The sequence below is a fragment of the Thalassospira australica genome (assembly GCF_000763295.1).
Taxonomy (GTDB): Bacteria; Pseudomonadota; Alphaproteobacteria; order Rhodospirillales; family Thalassospiraceae; genus Thalassospira; species Thalassospira australica.
The window spans coordinates 258,563-279,707 of the sequence record NZ_JRJE01000006.1 but is presented as its reverse complement, the minus strand read 5'-3'; the positions used below and the strand labels follow the sequence as shown (position 1 = coordinate 279,707).

The 21,145-nt window shown below is 52.7% G+C and carries 20 protein-coding genes and 1 tRNA gene; 9 read left to right on the top strand and 12 right to left on the bottom strand.

The genetic code is table 11. The annotated features are described in order from the left end of the window. Positions 1 to 16 precede the first annotated feature (16 nt). On the bottom strand, positions 17 to 1,039 hold the full coding sequence (locus JF44_RS0106705; RefSeq protein ID WP_033068160.1) for an ABC transporter permease: 1,023 nt from the start codon (positions 1,037 to 1,039) through the stop codon (positions 17 to 19). A 184-nt stretch (positions 1,040 to 1,223) separates the two neighbouring features. On the opposite strand from JF44_RS0106705, the gene JF44_RS0106700 reads away from it, so the two are divergent. Further along, on the top strand, positions 1,224 to 2,264 hold the full coding sequence (locus JF44_RS0106700) for a LacI family DNA-binding transcriptional regulator (RefSeq protein WP_033068159.1): 1,041 nt from the start codon (positions 1,224 to 1,226) through the stop codon (positions 2,262 to 2,264). 152 nt (positions 2,265 to 2,416) lie between these two features. Here the strand turns inward: JF44_RS0106700 and JF44_RS0106695 are convergent. Continuing rightward, positions 2,417 to 2,502, bottom strand: a tRNA-Leu gene (locus tag JF44_RS0106695). Between the two features lie 216 nt (positions 2,503 to 2,718). On the opposite strand from JF44_RS0106695, the gene JF44_RS0106690 reads away from it, so the two are divergent. The 4 genes from JF44_RS0106690 (at position 2,719) to JF44_RS0106675 (ending at position 7,304) form a co-directional block, all read left to right on the top strand. Next, a complete protein-coding gene (locus tag JF44_RS0106690; RefSeq protein WP_033068158.1) occupies positions 2,719 to 3,306 on the top strand; it encodes a YqaA family protein in 588 nt (195 codons plus the stop codon). 43 nt (positions 3,307 to 3,349) lie between these two features. After that, positions 3,350 to 3,856 carry a disulfide bond formation protein B gene (locus tag JF44_RS0106685; RefSeq protein WP_033068157.1) on the top strand — a complete coding sequence of 169 codons (507 nt, stop codon included), beginning with the start codon at positions 3,350 to 3,352 and terminating at the stop codon, positions 3,854 to 3,856. A 235-nt stretch (positions 3,857 to 4,091) separates the two neighbouring features. Continuing rightward, a complete protein-coding gene (locus tag JF44_RS0106680; RefSeq protein ID WP_033068156.1) occupies positions 4,092 to 4,979 on the top strand; it encodes a helix-turn-helix transcriptional regulator in 888 nt (295 codons plus the stop codon). Positions 4,980 to 5,126: 147 nt separating this feature from the next. Further along, positions 5,127 to 7,304: a TonB-dependent siderophore receptor gene (locus JF44_RS0106675; RefSeq protein WP_033068155.1), complete on the top strand. Its 2,178-nt coding sequence runs from the start codon at positions 5,127 to 5,129 to the stop codon at positions 7,302 to 7,304. Positions 7,305 to 7,345: 41 nt separating this feature from the next. Here the strand turns inward: JF44_RS0106675 and JF44_RS0106670 are convergent, their stop codons facing one another. After that, a complete protein-coding gene (locus tag JF44_RS0106670; protein ID WP_162181389.1) occupies positions 7,346 to 8,179 on the bottom strand; it encodes a helix-turn-helix domain-containing protein in 834 nt (277 codons plus the stop codon). A gap of 219 nt (positions 8,180 to 8,398) precedes the next feature. Here JF44_RS0106670 and JF44_RS0106665 point away from each other — a divergent pair, with 219 nt between their 5' ends. Further along, positions 8,399 to 9,316: an MBL fold metallo-hydrolase gene (locus JF44_RS0106665; protein WP_033068220.1), complete on the top strand. Its 918-nt coding sequence runs from the start codon at positions 8,399 to 8,401 to the stop codon at positions 9,314 to 9,316. Positions 9,317 to 9,413: 97 nt separating this feature from the next. Here the strand turns inward: JF44_RS0106665 and JF44_RS0106660 are convergent, their stop codons facing one another. After that, on the bottom strand, positions 9,414 to 9,980 hold the full coding sequence (locus tag JF44_RS0106660) for an HNH endonuclease (RefSeq protein ID WP_033068153.1): 567 nt from the start codon (positions 9,978 to 9,980) through the stop codon (positions 9,414 to 9,416). A gap of 373 nt (positions 9,981 to 10,353) precedes the next feature. Further along, positions 10,354 to 10,647, bottom strand: a complete 294-nt coding sequence (gene rpmB / locus JF44_RS0106655) for a 50S ribosomal protein L28 (RefSeq protein ID WP_008889909.1) — start codon at positions 10,645 to 10,647, stop codon at positions 10,354 to 10,356. Positions 10,648 to 11,064: 417 nt separating this feature from the next. On the opposite strand from rpmB, the gene JF44_RS0106650 reads away from it, so the two are divergent. Continuing rightward, positions 11,065 to 11,253: a hypothetical protein gene (locus JF44_RS0106650; RefSeq protein WP_033068152.1), complete on the top strand. Its 189-nt coding sequence runs from the start codon at positions 11,065 to 11,067 to the stop codon at positions 11,251 to 11,253. 89 nt (positions 11,254 to 11,342) lie between these two features. On the opposite strand, the gene gstA is transcribed toward JF44_RS0106650, so the two are convergent. Further along, the gene (gene gstA / locus JF44_RS0106645) at positions 11,343 to 11,951 is read right to left on the bottom strand and encodes a glutathione transferase GstA (protein ID WP_033068151.1); all 609 of its coding nucleotides are present in this window, start codon (positions 11,949 to 11,951) and stop codon (positions 11,343 to 11,345) included. 36 nt (positions 11,952 to 11,987) lie between these two features. Beyond that, complete coding sequence (locus JF44_RS0106640; RefSeq protein WP_052065525.1) at positions 11,988 to 13,073, bottom strand: NAD(P)H-dependent flavin oxidoreductase; 1,086 nt, start codon at positions 13,071 to 13,073, stop codon at positions 11,988 to 11,990. Positions 13,074 to 13,195: 122 nt separating this feature from the next. Here JF44_RS0106640 and JF44_RS0106635 point away from each other — a divergent pair, with 122 nt between their 5' ends. Then, positions 13,196 to 13,591, top strand: a complete 396-nt coding sequence (locus tag JF44_RS0106635; protein ID WP_052065523.1) for a winged helix-turn-helix transcriptional regulator — start codon at positions 13,196 to 13,198, stop codon at positions 13,589 to 13,591. A 31-nt stretch (positions 13,592 to 13,622) separates the two neighbouring features. On the opposite strand, the gene JF44_RS0106630 is transcribed toward JF44_RS0106635, so the two are convergent. From JF44_RS0106630 to JF44_RS0106610, 5 genes are all read right to left on the bottom strand, one after another. After that, positions 13,623 to 15,692: a putative bifunctional diguanylate cyclase/phosphodiesterase gene (locus JF44_RS0106630; protein WP_033068150.1), complete on the bottom strand. Its 2,070-nt coding sequence runs from the start codon at positions 15,690 to 15,692 to the stop codon at positions 13,623 to 13,625. 274 nt (positions 15,693 to 15,966) lie between these two features. Then, positions 15,967 to 16,806, bottom strand: a complete 840-nt coding sequence (gene gluQRS / locus JF44_RS0106625; RefSeq protein WP_033068149.1) for a tRNA glutamyl-Q(34) synthetase GluQRS — start codon at positions 16,804 to 16,806, stop codon at positions 15,967 to 15,969. A gap of 18 nt (positions 16,807 to 16,824) precedes the next feature. Then, positions 16,825 to 18,750, bottom strand: coding sequence for a cobaltochelatase subunit CobT (gene cobT, locus JF44_RS0106620; RefSeq protein WP_033068148.1), 1,926 nt, complete (start codon positions 18,748 to 18,750; stop codon positions 16,825 to 16,827). A 51-nt stretch (positions 18,751 to 18,801) separates the two neighbouring features. Next, entirely contained in the window at positions 18,802 to 19,809 is a 1,008-nt protein-coding gene (cobS, locus tag JF44_RS0106615; protein WP_033068147.1) for a cobaltochelatase subunit CobS, read from the bottom strand. A gap of 201 nt (positions 19,810 to 20,010) precedes the next feature. After that, positions 20,011 to 20,661, bottom strand: coding sequence for a DnaJ domain-containing protein (locus JF44_RS0106610; RefSeq protein WP_033068146.1), 651 nt, complete (start codon positions 20,659 to 20,661; stop codon positions 20,011 to 20,013). 160 nt (positions 20,662 to 20,821) lie between these two features. Between JF44_RS0106610 and JF44_RS0106605 the strand changes: the two genes are divergently transcribed. Further along, positions 20,822 to 21,118 carry a BolA family protein gene (locus tag JF44_RS0106605; RefSeq protein ID WP_033068145.1) on the top strand — a complete coding sequence of 99 codons (297 nt, stop codon included), beginning with the start codon at positions 20,822 to 20,824 and terminating at the stop codon, positions 21,116 to 21,118. Positions 21,119 to 21,145 lie beyond the last annotated feature (27 nt).

The window sequence follows — 21,145 nt, the reverse complement described above, 5'->3', positions numbered from 1 at the left end:
TCCCTCTGATTTTTGATTACTTCTGTACGTGAGGGCTGCGCACAGAGGCAGAGATCGCATGCTTTTGCAGGTTGATCAGATCAAGCAATCTGAACCGCCCGATCGCGAGGAACCCAAGCAACAGGGCCCCCCAAGCAAAATCGCGAATAAAGTTTGAAAGACCCATGAAGTTGAGCATGCTCGACATCATCTGCAGCGTGATTGCCGACAAAACGACGCAGATCACCCGCCCATAGCCACCTTCGGGTTTAACACCGGCCATCACCGCAATCAGGATCGCCACCAGAAGGTATGATGTGCCGTAATCCCACTTCACGTTGATGGTCCGCGCAGCAATTATGACCCCGGCCAGCGACGACAGAATGCCGCTTACGGTATAGGTCGAAATGATCACTTTGTTTTTTGGAAACCCGGCATATTCAGCGGCCTTGGGGTTTGACCCATTGAGCATCAGCCACATGCCAAACGGCGTATAGCGCAGAACAAACCCGATGATGCAGGCAACCCCGATGAACAAAAGGAAACTGATCGGGATTTCAAACAACAATCCGTTGCCGATTTCATAAAGCGGGCCTGGTGCACCAACCCTTACCGAACGGCCATCGGAAATCGCAACGGCAAGCCCGATAAACAGCATTTGCGTGCCCAGCGTGCAAAGGATCGCCGTGATTTTAAGATAGGCAATCAACAGGCCGTTCAGCAAACCACCAAGAAACCCGGTTGCCAACGCCACCACGATAAAGATGAGCGAGAAAATCTCCGGGTCCTGAGAGGCCGAGAAAAAACTTGCCGCAATGGTCGCAGCGACGACGCCCGAAAGATTGGCCAGCGCGATCCCCGACAATTCGATGCCGCCATTGCCGACACACATCGCCAGCAAAACACCGATCGCCAACAACCCGATTTCAGGCACTTGGCCCGCCATCGACTGAAGATTAAACAGCGAAAGATAGTTTCCATCAGAAACAATCGCGCCCGCCGTCATCAACGTTACGATCAGTCCGATTAGAACGGTCAGGTGCCCGTCAAAAAAGCGCATGGATCCTCCCCATACTTTTAGTAAATTTTTATGTTTGTTGACTAAAAACTATCAATTCATTTTTATATTGGCAAGCACCTGTTTGACACAAACTGTTACGTCGCAGTTGCATTGATGTCCGACAGGATGTTTACTAAAAAACATAAACAAAGAAGAATCAGGGAAGAGCACCAGGGTTAAGTACATGAAAAAAAATAACAAACCGACGATCAAACAGATTGCCGAACGGGCGGGCGTCTCCCCTTCGACGGTGTCGCTTGTCCTGAATGGCAAGGGTGAAATTTCCGGCGTTACCCGTTCACGGGTCCTTGAAGTTGTTTCTTCTTTGAACTACCTGCCGCGCGCCCCCAAAAACCGTGAAAAGACGGCGAAAACCATCAAGTTTCTCAAGATCGCCAAGCACGGTCATACTGTGAACCGTGACCACAGCCATTTCATTTCTGATTACATTGACGGCATGTCATCAGAAGCAACGAGTCGTGGTTATAAATTGCAGGTTTTAAGCTATGAAAATGTCACAGCAAATGACATCACAGACATTCTGGCAAATTCGGATGCGACGGCCGCCATCATACTTGGCACCGAGCTAACGCGTGAAGATATTCAGAAAATCCAGGACTTCAGATTACCAACTGTTTTTATTGATTCTTTTTATGATCTGATTGATGCAAATTTCGTCGACATGAACAATGGCGATGCGGTTTACACCGTGCTTTCGCACTTAAAAGATCTTGGTTTTAGTAAAATTGGCTTTGTCGGCAGTGAAACGCAGACCCGAAACTTTGCTCTGCGCAAGAAAGCCTTCCTGAAAAACATGGACCATCTCGGACTGACAGTGAACAGCAATCACATCCTGTCAATCGGGTCCACCATCGCCTCGGCATATGAGGATAGCTTCAAGGCGCTTTCCAATCACAAAAGCGTTGCCGAAGCTTATTTTTGCGCGAACGACATCATGGCATATGGCTTTACCAAAGCGCTGAAAGAAAAGGGATACAAAATCCCACAGGACGTCTCGATTGTCGGGTTTGATAACCTTCCAATGAGCGCCACTCTTGATCCATCCTTAACGACGATAGATGTTTCGAAACGCAAAATCGGAAGCATGGCTGTTACGGTACTTGATGAACTCTTAAACGCAGAAGGATCGCTGCCTGCGGTCAAGGTACAGGTCGGCGCAGAGCTTGTTGTCCGCGCAAGCACCGCCCCGAAGAAAACCGGCTGATAACACAATGTTCGATCGCCATTGCCAACACTGCGTTTAAGCAACGCACATCCCAACACGGCACATATCGATCAATAGGCAACGTCTGGAAAAGATGAGCGGAAGCTTGAAACAACAAAACCCAACCAATTACGGCTGGGTTTGAAAAGCGATGGTGCCCCCGGGGAGAATCGAACTCCCACTCACTAAGTGAAACAGATTTTGAGTCTGCCGCGTCTACCAATTCCGCCACAGGGGCAGGCTATTTGGGTGCGTGTGCGCACCCGCCATCGACGGGCGGGATAATAGCTGTAAATTTCGTCGGGTCAATGGGGGTTTGTGCAAAAATGCGTCTGTTTGTGCACAAGTAAACTGCAGCGTTGCGATTAACGTCAAAATGCGCTTTGATCTGCCCCGTTTTCAAGGCCAAGCGCCGCTTCGCACATGACCCCAACCTTGATAAGGCGCAATTGCCGTGATCCGCAGCCTCTATGACTGGACCATGAACCTTGCCGGGCACCGCCATGCGGGCTGGGCCTTGTTTTTCATTGCCGCGATTGAAAGCTCTGTCTTTCCGATTCCACCAGACATCCTGCTGATCCCGATGATCATTGCCGCCCCGACCAAAGCCTGGCGCTATGCGCTTATTTGTCTTGTCGGATCGGTGCTGGGCGGGCTTATCGGCTATGGGATCGGGTTCTTCCTATTTGAAACGGTCGGGCGTCCGGTGCTGGAGCTTTATGGCTATGGCGCGAAGTTTGATCAGTTCCGCGACTATTATAATGAATGGGGCGCATGGGCTGTCTTTATCGCCGGTGTGACGCCGTTCCCCTATAAGGTCATAACGATCCTGTCGGGGGTTACGGCCCTTGATCCGATTGTGTTTACCGTCGCATCAATCCTTGCGCGTGGTTTGCGCTTCTTTGTCATTGCTGCCCTGATCTGGAAGTTTGGCCCGGTCATTCGCGATTTCATTGAAAAACGACTGGGCCTCGTTTTCACCATATTTATCGTGGTTCTTGTCGGTGGGTTTGCCGCAATCAAATTGATTCCGCACGGATAAGCCGATGCCAGATATTTATGGAAGACGACACACGGATTTGTTGATGTTCAAACTTCTTCGCCCCCGATATATCCCGGCTGCGCCCGCGATCGCACTGTTTCTGATATCAGCCGGCAGCATCGGCTTTGCGCTGTATGCGCAATATGTCCAAAAACTGTTGCCGTGTGTTTTGTGCCTGTATCAGCGCGTACCGTTTTATGTGGTTGCCGGGTTATCGATTGTTGCACTGATGCTGGTTCGGTTTCCCGCTGCCGCACGGGTGATCATATATCTGTGTGCGGCGACCTTCGGCGTCGGAACCGCGATTGCGTTTTATCATGTCGGGGTGCAAGAACTTTGGTGGGAGGGCCCAGCCATGTGTGGTGGGGTGCAAAGTGGTGCCGGATCGGTTGCCGACCTCAAAGCACAACTGATGGCCCAGCCAATCATTCGCTGCGATAAAATTGACTGGACGTTGTTTGGCATCACCATGCCGACGGTAAATGTCTTCTTCTCTGCCGCCTTGACGGTGCTTTGCCTGATCGCACCATCGCGCTGGATGAAAAAGTAAACAGGCCCAGGCTTCACCTAAACACCTGCATAAACATAAAATCCCCGCCCGATATGTCAGGCGGGGATTTTTCATATCCTCCCCCGGCTTAGAAGACGCGTAATTCTTCACCATGCGGGCACATGCCGCCTGATAATGAGAATTGTTATTGTTTGCAAATTTATCCGGGGTATATTAGGGCAACATTCAAACTGTGCACAACCAGATCATCTTAGGCCCAGCCCCTTTGACCGATATGACATTCCATCCGCAAATGATCAGCAACATCGAAGGCATTTCCCTTCTGGATGAATTGCGTTTTCGCCGCTGGAACACTGCCATTACCGATCTGTGGCATGTCGAATGCGAACAGTCCGCCGGGGGAACATATGTATCGCGCGCGCCGCTTCTGGTGGCGATCCTTGATTGCATCGGCAATACACGCGTCAATGTCCGCACACCTGGCAACTGCCTGACAGCAACAGAGCGTAAACAGGGCTGCCTATATTACATTCCGGCGGGGATGGAATTTTCTTCTGAAATTCTTGGCGAATGCCGGTTACGTCATCTTGATATTCATCTGGATGTCAGCGCGCTTGAGAACAGCATGGAAAATACGTTTGATCGCCAGATCCTTGAAACACCGCGTCTTGGATTTTGCGACCCGCGCATCAATTCAATTGTTCGTCTGCTTGCCGATGACCTTGAGCACGGCATGACGGGCTCTCAGATGTATGGCGAAGGTTTGGTGACAGCCCTTACCGCAGCCCTTCTGCAACCGGCCCCAACAAACGAGCCGCAACGCAAGCGCGGAAAGTTATCTCCGCATCATTTGCGTAAGACGGTCGACTATATTGAACAGAATTGCGGTCGCACCATCCGCCTTGATGAACTGGCCCAACTCACTGGACTGTCGCAATCCTATTTCTGTTCGGCATTCCGGGAAACGACAGGTATGCCGCCGCAGCAATGGCAGATGAAAGCGCGTGTGGAACGCGCCAAGAGTTTGCTGAAAGATGCTGACACACCATTGGCCACTGTTGCCCTTCGGGTTGGCTTTGCCGATCAAGCACATTTGACACGTGTGTTTCGCAAGATCGCAGGCACAACCCCCGGTGCCTGGCGCAAGGAACAGTTTGCGTAACTTAAGCCAAAATCCGTTCAATACACCCAAATCCGGTTCAATATTCCGTCCCCGTGCGCGTGATATCCACAAGGCCATCATGAAAGATGGCCCGCAGGTTCCCGCCAAGCTGGTCGTCGCCAAAGACAACCAAGACAGGGAATCCAAATGATATCGATCAGACAGAAATTGTCTTCGACCCTATTGCTGGGCACAGCTTTCGCATTGAGTTTTGCCGCCCCAAATTACGCGCTGGCGCAGACAAGCGAGGATAGCGCGACAGCAGAAACGGACAAAACCGGGGTAACCGAAACACCGACGATTGTGATCGAGGCGGAACAACAGCTTGAATCTGCGACATCTCCGGTTAATGGCTTTGTCGCCACCCAAAGTGGCACCGCAACGAAAACAAGCACCCCCCTGGCCGAAACACCGCGTTCGATTTCTGTGGTTGGGGCGACCGAGATTGAGGCACGTCAGGCGCAGACGATTATGGAAGCGCTTAAATACTCTGCTGGTGTTCAACCTGACCAGTTCGGTTACGACACACGATATGACTGGTTTAAGGTTCGCGGCTTCGCGCAGCAGGATGTTGGACTGTATCGGGATGGCCTTCAGCTTCGTTCATCGGGCTACGCATCTTTCCGTCAGGAAGCATATGGAGCAGAACGCGTGGAATTGCTGCGCGGCCCAACTTCTGTGATGTATGGACAAAACTCCCCGGGTGGATTGATCAATGTGGTCACCAAACGCCCCCACGAAGACATGGTGAACGAAATTGCCCTGGAAGCAGGAAGTTTCGACCACAAACAGGGGGCCTTTGATGTTGGCGGGCAACTTGTTGAAGATGGCAGCGTTCTTTACCGCCTGACCGGTCTTGTGCAGGATTCCGGAACGCAAACCAATATGGTTGATGATGACCGGATTTACATTGCCCCATCCCTGAAATGGGAAAACGATGATACGTCCCTGACGATCCTGACCCACTATCAGGAAGACACCACCGGCTCAGCCAACAACTGGCTGCCGGCCGTCGGCACCATCTCTGCTGCGCCGAACGGTTACATCCCGGTTGATGTTTTCACCGGGGAACCGGCCTTTGAGGGTTACAAGCGTGTTCAGACCTCCTTTGGCTACGAACTGAGTCACGATTTCACCAATGATGTGACCTTCCGGCAGAACGCACGCTATGCGTTTGTCGATGTTGATTACAAGACGGTCTATGGCAGCGGATGGGCAGACGTAAATGCAGGCACCCTGAAACGCAGCCTGTTGCGGACAGACCAAAACGCACATGCGATCACGATTGATAATCAACTTGAAACGCAGTTTGACACCGGCAATGTTCAACATACGCTTCTGACCGGCCTAGACTATCAACACTACCTTTATGACCGTTACGCTGCATATGGGACGGGACCCAATCTTGATATCTATAACCCAAGCTATGGTGGGGCCATCGGCGCACTTACGACCTGGTACGATGACGACATTACACTTCGTCAGTTGGGGCTGTATGCACAAGACCAGATTGACTTCGACGAGAACTGGACGCTGACGCTTGGTGGCCGTCAGGATTGGTCAGACGAGAAAAAACAAGACAACAACAATAGCGGCGCCAAAAGCAGCACGAACGATCATGCCTTTTCGGGGCAGGCCGGCTTGGTCTATAAAACGGACTTTGGTCTGGTTCCCTATATCAGCTACTCGGAGTCCTTCACCCCGGTCGCGAGCCAAGGCAGCCAGAACTTTGAGCCTGAAACAGGTCAACAGATGGAGGTCGGCGCGAAGTATGAACCGCATGGCTTTGATGGGCTGCTGTCCGTCGCACTGTTTGATTTACGCCGCCAAAATGTGACAACCGAAGACCCTGACGATGCAAACCTCAAGGTCCAGACAGGTGAGGTCCGCTCACGCGGCTTCGAACTGGAAGGAACCTTTGAACCGATCGAAGGTCTGGTGACCAAAGCTGCATACAGCTTTAACGATGTTGAAATCACCAAGAACAATGACGGGAATCAGGGCAAAACACCGACCGGCGTCCCGGAACATACCGCATCACTCTGGGCGGATTACACCCTTCAGTCCGGCACGATGAAGGGCTTGGGCTTTAATGCCGGGGCACGATATCTGGGCAGCCAGTACGGGGATAGCTCCAACAGCTTCAAGGTTCCTGCAACGACCCTGTTTGATGCCGGCATTCACTATGAAATAGATGGATATCTTTTGGGTCTGAATGCAACGAACCTGATGGATGAACGGTGGGTTTCAACCTGTTCAGGTGCAAACGCCTGCTACTATGGGCAGGGTCGAACCGTTCTAGCGACCGTCAAGTACCGCTGGTAACAAGACCTTAGACGCGTAAAAACATCAAGCACCATCCGCGGTCATCCCCGCGGGTGGTGTTTGCTTGACTGAGAAACCTCTTCATCCCCCTGAACCATCTTTTCATAGCGCTGTTCGATTAACTTTACGGCATCCCCAAGCATGCCCGCATAGCGGTCGGCAAAAGCCGTTTCTGTTATCATACCAACCGGCCAAACCAGATTGACGACCCCTAATACGGTTTCCTTCGAACAGACAGCCTTGGCAATCGCGCGCAACCGATCATTTGCAACACTGTCGCCCCAATAGTCCGGGTCACGCAGGGCATACCCCCGTCGCCGGATGACGGCCAGCCGGTCATCCAGTTTTCGTCTTTCATCGACGGTAAGATCATAGGCTGATAAAACCGTATTACGTTCCGCTGTTTTGCAATGCGCCAGATAGGCAGGCCCGGCAGCCGAACGCAACATGTCCACGCCGACCTCCAACCTTCCGGGCGTAACAAAAAGCGGACTGAGTGCGCGGGTACTTTCAACCACCCTCATCCTGGTCCCGTCGCGTACCAGAATATCTGATGGCCATTGCACCTCATCGGTCAGCTCCCGCAACACATCGCAGGCAGCATCCAGGAAAACCACAGTGTTCAGACCTGCCGACGTGCTTGGCAGCTGCGACCAACTGATATTGGATCTATACCGCCCGTCTCCCAGACTGCGGCGCACAAAACCGTGTTCGATCAAAACTGCCAGCAGACGCCGTAAGGTAGTTTTCGGAAGATTGCTAGAACGCATCAGATCAGCCAGCCGCAAACCGCCCTGTTGATCAAGAACGCGAACAACCTCCAACCCGCGGGCCAAAGCGCGATTGGCCAACTGTGTGGGTTTTTCTGGTTGCACTGGGATCATATCCTCGGATCTTTTCATGGTTTCTCATATGCAGGAAACCGGATCACCAAGGCCAAGACAAGTGAATTTTGGGCCGCCTAGTGGCCCATTTTTAATATTTCAAAGCCAATTTTCCGCTCGTTTCTGGATCATTCCAGCATTTCCACCTTAGCGTTTCAAGCAATCGCAAACAAAACCAAGAATGCGATCAAGATGCATCTGGAGGAAACAATGCATAATTCCATCAAACAGCTTGGCGCAGCCATTGCTGGCGCCTGCCTTATCTTTGCCAGCGCATCCTACGCCATGGCCGAAACCAAGGTTGTCATGCTCGGAACCGGCACGCCCGTTCCCGACGCCGATCGCGCTGGCGCTGGCATTGCCGTTATTTATAACGACGAAGCCTATGTCTTTGATGCCGGTGGCGGCACTGTCCAAAACGCCATTGCTGCGGCCCAGAAAAATGGGATTGATGCCCTTTACCCCACCAAGATCAATCATCTGTTTTTCACCCACCTGCACAGCGATCATGTACTTGACTATCCGGAACTGCTTGCAACCTACTGGTGGCGTCGTGACAATCCGATCAAGGTATTTGGCCCTGCTGGTACCAAAGGCATGAGCGAAGGCATCTATAAGATGCTTGCCGACGACACCAAAACCCGTCTGGGTGGAAATCAGCCGATTGTGAACCCGGATGCGGCTTATGCTGATGTTACCGAGTTTTCCAAAGATGGTATCATTCTAAAGGATGCTGACGTCACCATTGAAGCCTTTGCCGTTAGCCATGGCAGTTGGGACAGCGCCTTTGCCTATCGGGTAACGACACCAGACCGGGTGATCGTGATTTCCGGGGATACTACCTATAATGAAAAGCTGCGCGACATCGCAAAAAGCGCCGATCTGTTGATCCACGAAGCGATCAGTCACGAAGGCTGGAGTGGCCTTCCCGAGAACTGGCAGGACTATCATGCCGCAGCACACACTATTTCGACCGACCTGGCCAGATTGGCAAATGAAACCCGGCCCAAGCTGCTGGTGCTGTATCATGTGCTGCATTACCGCGCGCCAATCGGAAGCACTCTGAACGAAATCCGTGCCGAATATGACGGGGACGTTGTGCTTGCAAATGACCTGGATGTTTATTGAGAAGTAAACTTTTCAGGAAGCGCCATTGCGTTTTGAACAGTAAGCCGCCGGGCATACCCGGCGGCTTACTGTGTTTTGGGTGGCCTGATATCGCGGATCAGAAGTCGTATTCCAGTTCCGTATCCCAGTATAAAAAATCCCGCCAACTTTCGTGGAGATAGTTTGGCGGGAAACGGCGTCCTGAGCTTTGCAGTTCGTGCATGGTGGGCTGTCCCGGCGTCCTGCGCAGTCGCAGGCCCGCCTCGCGCACCGATCGACTGCCTTTATAGAGGTTGCAGTCAGAACAGGCCGTGACGATGTTTTCCCAGTTGGTCCGCCCCCCGCGGGCACGCGGGATCACATGATCAAAGGTCAGTTCGTTGGTTGGCAGACGGTCACCGCAATACTGACAGGAAAACTGATCGCGCAGAAACACGTTAAAACGCGTGAAAGCCGGACTGCTTTTGAGCGAGACATATTCCTTAAGAGAAATCACGCTGGGCAGGCGCATTTTAAAAGAGGGAGAGTGTACTTCGCGGTCATATTCGGAAAGAACATCGACGCGTTCAAGAAAGACCGCCTTGAGCGTATCCTGCCATGACCAAAGAGACAGCGGGAAGTAGCTCAACGGCCGAAAGTCGGCGTTAAGAACAAGTGCCGGACACGCATTAGGCGATAAATGCATACCATCCGCTCCACCGTGTTTACCGAGTCGCTTGCCTTGTTTAGCAGGTCCGGGAATCGCTGGTGATGAACATATCATGACGTTTCACCAAACCGGGCGACGCGGCGACGTAAACCACTGATAGAGCAAAGTATAGAACAATTTCCCCAAAGCGCAAAGCGCCTGTTCTGCCGAGTCGCGTTTCTTTCGCTGAACATCCCCGCAACCCAAGAAAGCCCAAGGCAAACAATCCGCTGCATGGCACAAGACAGGCCGCCCGAACGTACCCGGCGGCCTGTCTTGTGATCTGAAAACAGATCAAATAGCCTGAAAAAACGAAAGGCCCGCCAGAAGCGAGCCTTCGTAATATTTTTCTGTAAAGCAGAAGCCTGAATTAGGCAGCTTTTGCTTCAACAGCTTTGGCGACCTGGCGTTTGATTTTCACCAAATCTGCCGGCAGCTTTGCATTTGCAGTGCTGAGCAGATATGCATCCAGACCACCACGCTTTTCGATGGTGCGGACAGCATTGGTGGTCAGACGCAGACGCACCGAACGACCGAGCGACTCACTAAGCAGCGAGGTCGGCTGCAGGTTCGGGAGGAAACGACGTTTGGTACGATTGTGGGCGTGGCTCACATTCATGCCGACCAAAACGCCTTTGCCGGATACCGGGCAGCGACGTGCCATGACCTGATCTCCTGGTCTATAAATTCGCAAAAGGACGCTTGGCCTGAACATGCAGGCCCGCGCTTGGAGCCGGGTTAATACTGCCTATGACCCATGCCGTCAAGCCTTCATCAACCGAAATCTGCGACAAAAACGCTTATCCCTGCTGTTTTGGCAATAATCCTTGGATTGGCACACAATTCACCCAACTCAACCGCACGGAATCTGTGACTTGCCAAACCGGGGCGACAATATCAGAAGCCCCCATGACAGACAATTTCGCCTGTTTTGCATCAGGATACACCCGATTCCCCCGGCCACAGATCAAGTCCCGAATTATAAGGTGCGTTTATTGACACGGATCAAACCCCACCTCCACCAATAATGGTAAATTGATCATCACACATTATGAAACCTGTTTCGGGAGCATGACGGGACATGAAGACAGACAGCAAAGTATCTCTGCCGCTAATCGGAATTCTTCTGGTCGCAGTTGTAGGGCTGGCTCTGTACCTTGCAGGGTATGTTTTGGCAGTTCTGGGCATTCCTGTCGCGTCCATCTGGATTTATGTCGCGCTGGCACTTGTTCCGGTTTGCTTCCTTGTCCTGATCGATTTCAGCCGCTAGGTCTGCTGCCCCATTGCAGACTAGCAAATTAAAACGGCCTGCCGCACTTGCGGTCAGGCCGTTCTTTTTCAGGCGTATCAAACCGTGACTTAAATCAGCCCTTCGGCCTTAAGTGCAGCCTGCGTTGCCGGGCGCGCCAGCACCTGTGCGTGATGACGGGCAATTTCCGGGTGGTTTGCCAGATCAATCTCACAATGAGCCGACCAATTCACCAGAACGAACATATAAATGTCGGCGACTGAAAACCCGTCTTTGAGCAACCAATTCCCGGTCGCAGCCAAAACCGTTTCCAAATAGTCATAACGACCCAAGACATTCTTGCGCGCCTGTGCGCGATCATGTTCCGAACTGTTGGGGTTAAACAGCGGCCCAAAGGATTTGTGAAGTTCTGCCGAGAGGTAATTCAGATGCCCCTGCAACAAACCACGCGACACCGTTCCGACCTTGGGCACCAATGCGCTTTCCGGGGCCTGATCGGCAAGGTACTGGATAATCGCGACACCCTCGGTCAAAACCGTATCATTTCCGATATCAAGGGCCGGGACATAGCCCTTGGGGTTCACGGACGTGAAATCGACCTGACGTTCGGTTTGCTTGGACGCAAGATCAACCTTTTCAAGGTCAAATTGGTTGCCCAGTTCGCTCAGAACGATATGCGGCGAAAGTGAACATGCACCCGGTGCGTAATAAAGCTTCATTGTCTTTTATCCTTGTATGTCTTGTTTGGGAACGGATCAGGCAGCAGCGTTAAAGCCATGCTCGCCCAATCCTGTTTGAAGGGCATCCATCAGGCTTGCGACCGTGCCGTGCCGCAGATTTGCACTGGCCTGACCGGCATAAATGGATGTGAAATCAGTTTGATCGCGCGCAATGCTGGCCGCTTTGAGACCGGCAATAAAAAAGGCCTGAATTGGAAATGGCGGGAGTTCCGCCACGCGGGCCTCCATTTCATCAATCAGCCTGTTGCGCACACCGCGCGCCAACCGTCCGGTATAGGAGCGGGTCAACACCGTGTCGTGAATGTCACCAGAAAGCAGCATGGATCGGTGCTGATCATTGGTGCCTGATTCTGCACAGGCCAAAAAGGCAGACCCAAGCTGTGCTGCCCCTGCCCCCAAATGCAAGGCCGCCGCCACCCCACGCGCATCAGCAATGCCACCTGCGGCAATGACTGGTACACTCACCCGGTCGGCAATCAATGGGACCAATGCCATTGTGCCAATCAGACTGTCTTCTGCACGTTTGAGAAACGAGACCCGATGACCACCGGCCTCAAAGCCGGTCGCAACGATCAGGTCCACACCGGCTGCATCAAGGGCCTCACCCTCGGCAATATTGGTGGCGGTGCCAATGGTGATGATGTTTTGCTGTTTGCATTTGGCAATGATCGCCTTGGACGGCACACCAAAAACAAAACTAAACGCCGGTGGAGCTGCTTCGATCAATGCATCGACCTGATCATCAAACCGTTGATGGTATTTTTCCGGCATGGTCGGAAGCGCAACGCCCATTTCCTGGTAATAGGGCGCAAAGACTTCTGAAATTCGGTCGAACTCATCTGCACTTACTTCGCGTCCCCCCGGATCGTGATCCGATACCCAAAGGTTCAGGGCAAAGGTCTTGTCGGTTTTACTGCGGATTTCGGTGGTCAGGCGGTCGAAGTCATCAGGCGCTATGATATGAGCACCGAATGATCCCATACCACCGCGATTGGACACCGCAGAAACCAGTTCAATGGTCGATATGCCACCACCAAACGGCCCCTGTATGATCGGAAGATCTATTCCAAGTATGTCAACGACATTTGATGTCATCTGCATTTTTGTCTCCTGTTCTAGGAACGATTGAAGAGACTTAAACGCAGAAAATTACCTTTGCATAGTAGATAACTTTAGGTAACCTTTCGTTTGAGATTACCAAACAGTAACCATGTGAGCGAACGGTGCCCTTAAAAGTCCGCAAAAACCAGTCGAATAATCCGCCGGAAAACTGCCCGCTTGCGGAATGCCTGCCCCTGATTGAAGGGGCATGGACACCCGGTGTGATCTGGTATCTGAGCGGAGGCCCCCGGCGGTTTAACGAACTCAAGGTCGACTTGCCCGGCGTATCGGCCAAGGTTCTGAGCACCCGGCTTCGCGATCTTGAGGCCAAAGGCGTTGTCGTACGCAAGGTCATGCCGACATCCCCGCCTTCGGTTGAATATTCACTGAGTGATCTGGGCCGTGAACTGATCCCGATCCTTGAAGCCATTATCAGCGTCAGCAAACGCCTTAAGAAACGCAAGGCAGCAGAACAAAATCAGCAACAGCTTGCCTGTGAAGTGATGGAAGCGACCTGACGCATCTCGCCCTCCAACCGGAGCTTGCTGCTTATGTGTTGGAAACTTCGCTGATCTGCCAATGCTGATCTTCGCAGGGCAAGACGCCCGGACGGGCAAAGAAGTACCCCTGATAGGCATCAACCCCCATTGCTTCAAGCTCGCACCGGTGGTCTTTCGTTTCGATACCTTCGGCAATGACCCTTAATCCGAAACGGTGTGCAATCTGGATTGCGGCTTCGATCACCACGCGGGCATTGTCATCCATCGCCAGAATGAAGGATTTGTCGATTTTAACGGCATCCATTCTGATTTCATGAAGCCGTGATAGCGATGAATAGCCGGTTCCGAAATCATCGATATAGATTTCAACACCCATGCCATGAAGCTTTCCCAGCACTTTGGCGATCTGGTTCATCTGACGCTTTTCAAAGATAGACTCTGTGACCTCCAGCACCAGCCGATCAGCGGCAAGCCCCGTATCGGCAAGAACGCGCGCAACCATTTCGGCAAAGTTCGGCATGACGATTTGACGTATTGATACGTTAATTGCGATTTTGGTATCGTCAGATACTTCACCGCATTCCTGTATGGTCTTACAGGCGGCACCCATACACCATTCTCCGATTTCCACAATCAGGGCACTTTCCTCGGCAATCGGAATGAATTCATCAGGGGGCACGGAACCCAGAAGGGCACTTTGCCAGCGCAAAAGCGCTTCATAGACAATAATACGCCCTGTTTGCGCATCAATGACCGGCTGATATTCGATGTGAAACTCATCAGCATCCAGGGCACGCCGCAGGGCCTGCGTGACGCTTAGGCGGCGCTCCTGTTCGAGCAAAAGCATCCTGTCATAGTTATGGACACTGCCACGCCCTGATCTTTTGACTTCTGCAGCGGCAAGATCCGCCCAATGGATCAGTTCTGAAATCCCGGGATTATGACCAGATGCGAAAGCAACCCCGGTGCTAAACCCGACGTGCAAGGTATGACCAACGATATTGATCGGCGCGCTCACGGCTTTCTGGGCCTGCGTGATGGTGATTTCGACCAGATCGTGAAGTTCTTCATGCGGTGCAGCCAGCACCATCAGGAATTCATCCCCACCCCAGCGCCCCAAGGCATGGCGATCATCGGCAAAGCTGCCAAGGCGTGTGCTGACAACACGCAGGACCTCATCCCCGATCGCGTGACTAAGGCCGTCATTAATCTGCTTGAACCGGTCCAGATCGATAAACAGCACCGCATATTCAAGCGTTGCATCCAACCGTTTCTTCTCTTCAAACCACGCGACAATCCCGTCGCGGTTCAAGATACCGGTCAAGGCATCATGTTCGACCAGGTTTCGGAGTTCTTCGGTACGTTGCGCAACCCTGGTTTCAAGCGTTGCGTTCCAGTTTTCGGTGATGCGGTTTTTCTGTGTCAGATCTTCGACCAGTGCCTGATTTTGATGCTTCAGGACGAATGATCTGAAAAGAACAGCATGGTTGTTTCTGTGGGTCACCAACATCACCATCAAAAACACCAACGCCAATCCCGAAAGAATAAGGTTCGGTTCCGCCATGACGGCAAGGATGATCGCAGGCGGCAAAATCAGGCAAACAAGATAAACCCGACCAACCAGAAAGGCTGGCGCAAGAATACCTGTTGCACCACCTGCCATGCCGGCGAGAACGATCATGGTCAGAAACTGGGTTTCATTGTTCTCTGTTGGAATTTCAAGAAGTGCGATCACTGACCACATCAGGGCGTTTGAAATGGCACTCATCCGATAACGCAACCGCCACCTGCGGAATTCTTCGTCCTTCATCTCGTCGACGACGGCGCGTGCCCGATGAAAAAGGTACCCGCCCCAAAGACGCACGACACATACCATGGCGACAACCAGCAACCAGATTACGTTCATCAGGTTCAGGGCACCCAAAACCCACAGTGCCCCAACCAGACTGGCACTCGCGGCAAGGTTCACCAGAACATTCGCCCAATTGTTGCTATAGGCCAAATCAAGAAGGTCACGCTGCACCCGGCCAATCAGCTCATCGCTGATCAGTGCCCCCCCGATGCCAGGACCCAAAACACGTTTCCCGATCCTGCTGACCAAATTGGCGTTGTTTTCCATCTGGTCTAGCGCCCCTGACTTCTTCCCATTCCACTTCAATCCTATACAAACGTACTATGCAACGCCAACGAGAATATCACCGAAACCAAAACAACGATAAAAAATTGCTGTCAAAACCACATGCAAATACAAAGGCACATTGAAAACGAATAACCCATGCAGCACGGTCGACTGTTCCCACGGAAGCAGGAAGTACGTTTTATTCATTTGGTTCTCGTCGTTCGTTTTTTAAGGATGGCGGCTGCCGCGCAATCCCACTTTCGATCAGGTTTGATCAGGACAGTGCTGCTTGCCTGATCACTGCATCCGGGCTCAGCCCTTCTGCGCGCATGGCGCGCAAGGTTTGGGATTTGTCACGCTTGGCAAAGCGTTTGCCATCCGGGCCGGTCAGAAGCCCGTGGTGATGATATTCGGGCACATCATAGCCCAGTAATTCTTGCAACAACCGGTGCAGATGACTGGCAAAAAACAGATCCTGCCCACGGGTAACAAGCGTGATGCCCTGAAGGTGGTCATCATGGGTAACCGATACATGGTAGCTTGTAGGTGTGTCCTTGCGTGCGAGCACCACATCACCAAAGATTTCCGGTGTGGCGATTTGTTTGCCCGCTGCCCGATCAAACCATGTCAGTTCCTTGCCCACCCGTTTGATGGCAGCTGTCATATCAAGGCGCAGGGCATAACTTTCACCTGCTGCGATACGGTCACGGCGTTCGGTTGGCGAACAATGCCGACAGGTACCGGGATAAAGCGCGCCATCAGGCCCGTGTGGCGCATTGCCAATGCGGGCAATTTCGGCCTGAATGTCCTTGCGGGTGCAAAAACACGGATAAAGCAATTCCATGTCCGACAACCGATCCAGAACCGTCTGATAATCTGCAAAATGATCGGACTGCACCCGGACCGGCTTTTCCCATTCAAGACCAAGCCACGCGAGGTCTTCGTAGATCGCTTCAAGATATTCCGGACGGCAGCGGGTTTGGTCGATATCTTCGATCCGCAAAAGAAAACGGCCATCCGGCCCAGCCTGTTTCACTGAAAACAATGCCGAGGCCGCATGGCCGAGATGAAGATATCCGGTCGGGCTGGGTGCAAAGCGGGTGATGGTGGTCATCCTCGATACACCTTGGCTTTACCAGCGGTCGCGGTCACCCGCAGCGCGATCACGGGCCTGCGCATTATCGGCCGGCACATGGCGCATCGGGCGTTTGGGTTGCCGCGCGCCTTGTTCATCAAACAGGTCAGACAATTCGCGAAGCATCGTACCGCCCAGTTCTTCCGGATCATTGATCGTCACCGCACGGCGGTAATAGCGTGTCACATCGTGGCCGATACCAATCGCCAGAAGTTCGACCGGCGATTTGGTTTCGATCCATTCAATGACTTCACGCAGGTGACGTTCCAGATAATTTCCGGAGTTCACTGACAAGGTCGAATCATCAACCGGCGCACCATCGGAAATCACCATCATGATCCGGCGTTGTTCACTTCGGCCCAAAAGACGTTCATGCGCCCAAAGCAGTGCTTCGCCGTCGATGTTTTCCTTAAGCAATCCTTCGCGCAGCATCAGACCAAGGTTTTTGCGCGCCCGACGCCACGGCGTATCGGCCGCCTTGTAGACGATATGACGCAAATCATTCAGGCGACCGGGTTTTGGCGGTTTTCCGGCCTCGACCCAGTTTTCGCGTGATTGACCACCTTTCCACTGACGCGTGGTAAAGCCAAGAATTTCGACCTTTACCCCGCAGCGTTCCAGCGTGCGCGCCAGAATATCAGCCGAGAGGGCGGCAATCGTGATCGGGCGTCCGCGCATGGATCCGGAATTATCGATCAAAAGCGTCACAACCGTATCGCGGAAATCGGTATCCTGTTCCTGCTTGAACGACAGGGACGTCGATGGGGTCGAAACAATGCGCGCAAGTTTGGCGGCATCAAGAATGCCTTCTTCAAGGTCAAAATCCCAACCACGGTTTTGTTGAGCCATCAGGCGGCGCTGCAAACGGTTGGCAAGCTTGGAGACCACGTTCTGAAGATTGGCAAGCTGCTTATCAAGCATCGCCCGCAGGCGCGAAAGTTCAAGGTTCTCACACAGATCGTCTGCGGTGACGACCTCGTCAAATTCGCGGGTAAAGGGCTCGTAACCACGTTCAACCGGCTCGTTACGGCCATCAAATTCCGGTTGTTCGCCGGGCCCGGCAGGTTTTTCTTCCTGCGACATGGCTTCGAGCTGCTGATCGTCTATATCACCTTCGCCTGCTTCGGCTTCTTCGGAGCCGGCGTCTTGCTGATCATCACCGCCATCAGGTTCAGAATCGTCATTCTGGCCTTGCTGGCCGCCCTGACTTTCCATGTCTTCCTGCTCTGGATCAGTTTCGCCGTCCTTTTGTTCGTCATCCTCGCCTTCCTGTTCAGGCGGGGCGTCATCAAGGTCTTCTTCCAGCGAAAGGTGATCAAGCAAACGGCGCATACCGCGCGCAAAAGCATCCTGATCGTCCATCACATCACGCAGATCGGTCAGATCAGCACCGGCATTTTCTTCGATGTGGGACCGCCACAGATCAATCAGCGGACGGGCTGATTCAGGTGCCCTTTCACCGGTAAAAACTTCACGCGCCAGCATCCCGATCGCATCGGCGAACGGTGCATCATCACGCGATGTTACACGGTGATAGTTTTTGGCGTGGCAATCCTGTTCGGCATGTTCGCGAAGGTTCTTGCGAACCCCTGGAAAATACCGTGATCCAACCGCCTCAACCCGTGCGGTTTCAAGCGCATCATAAACTGCCTGTGCTTCGGCTGTTTCCGGCATGCGTTTGGTATGCAGGGCCGCGTCATGGTGGCGCATTTTAAGCGCCCAACCATCGGCAACACCGCGAAGATCAGCGACTTCTTCCTTGGGCATGGCCTGTTTGGGCATTGGCAAACGCACATGTTCGCCGTATCCCCCCGGACGCCCGCCTTTGACAAAGCCGACTTCCAGGTCATTGCGCCCGGCAAGCGCACGAAACGTCGCTGCCGTACCGCGCAAGAAGCCGGAAAGAGCCTCATCATTCTTCATTGCACTACTCGCTTGTGGAACCAGTTCACCAATCTGCTTTAAGGCCACGCCTTAGCGGACCATCACATTGATGGCTTCCTCAGGCAGTTCATCGCCAAAGCAACGCTGGTAATATTCCGCCAGGATCGGACGTTCGACTTCATCGCAACGGTTTAGGAACGTCACGCGGAAGGCATAGGAAATATCACCGAAAATCTTGGCGTTTTCCGCAAGCGTGATCACCGTACGCGGGCTCATCACGGTCGAAATATCCCCGGCAACAAACCCCTGACGGGTCAGATTGGCAAGGGCCACCATGGCTTCGATCTTCTCACGGCCTTCGGCATCATCAAAGGCCGGAACCTTGGCGGCGATGATGTTGGTTTCATCCGCAACCGACAGATAGTTCAGCGTTGCAATGATCGACCAGCGGTCCATCTGGGCCTGGTTGATCTGCTGAGTACCGTGATACAGGCCCGTGGTATCGCCAAGACCAACCGTGTTCGAGGTCGCAAACAGGCGGAAATGCGAATGCGGGTGGATGACCTTATTCTGATCAAGAAGCGTCAGTTTGCCATCGACTTCAAGCACACGCTGGATCACGAACATGACGTCCGGACGACCGGCATCATATTCATCAAAGACCATCGCTACCGGGCGTTTCAATGCCCACGGCAAAATGCCTTCGCGGAATTCAGTCACCTGTTTGCCATCGCGCAGAACAATTGCATCCTTGCCGATCAGATCGATACGGCTAATGTGGCTATCAAGGTTGACACGCACACACGGCCAATTCAGGCGCGACGCCACCTGTTCGATATGGGTCGATTTCCCCGTGCCGTGATAACCCTGGATCATCACGCGGCGGTTATGGGCAAAGCCTGCAAGAATTGCCAGCGTGGTGTCGCGATCAAAACGATAGGTCGGATCGGCGACCGGCACATGTTCGCTGCCCTGGCTAAAGGCCGGGACTTCCATATCAACGTCGATCCCGAACGTATCACGCACAGAGATCATCGTATCCGGTGTATCAAGCGGATGCTCGGCTGCAACGCCGCTTGCTTCGTAACCTTGGCTCATAAGTACTCGCGCATTTTTCGGACCGGCGCTGGTGGCGCGGTCGTTTCGTTAAACTTGCTCATTAATAGCGGTTATGGCGCATCACACAAAGGGAAGATGCGCAAAAAATATCTATTATCGCAAAAGGTTTGCCCGATAAGACAACCCAGATACGCAAACTGCAACCAGTTTGACCAAAATTTCCTGAAATTCGCAGAAAATTCAGAGCGAAACCCGCGACTCAAGGTCGCGGATATAGCGTGTGAGCGACGTATAGGCGGCACTGATCTTTTTAAATCGCTCCTCGGCCGCCTTATCCCCGCCATTGGCATCGGGATGGTACTTCTTGGAAAGTGCCTTGTATTTCGCTTTTAGTTCATCACGCGTAAACGGCCAGCCGAGATCAAGGGTCGCCATCGCCTGTTGCTGTTCGCTTGGCATGCCAAGGGCACCGGCACGGCGTTGGGCCTCTTCGCTTTTGCGTTTGCGTTCTGCCCTGGCCTTGTCTTCGGCACCGGGTCCGTGATGGGTTTGATCACCATCTTCGTTAAAGAAGCCAAACCCGTCTTTGAATTTGAAATTGAACGGCTTTTTTGATCCGCGAATATGACCGAACTGCCAGGTCGGGCGTTGCCAATGGGTATCGCGGCGTACGTCGCTTTCGATATCCTCGGCTTTCATGCCTTCATAGTAGTTCCAGGATTTATTGTATTCACGGACATGTTCAAGACAGAACTGATAATAGTCCCGCAACTTGCGATCCTTGGGCGCACGGAACTCGCCATGCCCCTCACATCCCGGCCAATCGCAATCGGGCAGGATGGGTTCTTCATGGTTGAGCGTCTTGCGCTTGTTGCGGTGTCCTCGGTTCATTTGCGTCTATATGTTCTGAAAATTCGATATGCGCAATATCATACGGTCGCTTTAAGTGCGATAAAAGGCTTGAAAAACGGCCTTCACCTGCCAGAACGTGCAAGGCAGATTCGTTTTTGCAGTGATTTGCAAACATCCCAAGAGAACAGAGGCCCTTACCATGCAGGTAGCCAATCAGATCCGCGACATCCTGAGCGAACAATTCGCCCCGACTGAACTTCAGATCAATGACGATTCGTCAAAACATGCCGGTCATGCCGGTGCAGACCCGCGTGGCGAGTCCCATTTTTCTGTTCTTGTGGTGTCTGAAAAATTCGAAGGTGAGAATCGGGTTAATCGCCAGCGCCTTGTTTATGGCGCGCTTGATGCCTTGCTCAAGGACCGGGTTCATGCGTTGGCACTGAAAACCATGACACCCGCAGAATATGAAACCGCGCTGGCGAATAAAAACAATTAAACACAATTCCATATAGTGAAATCAACC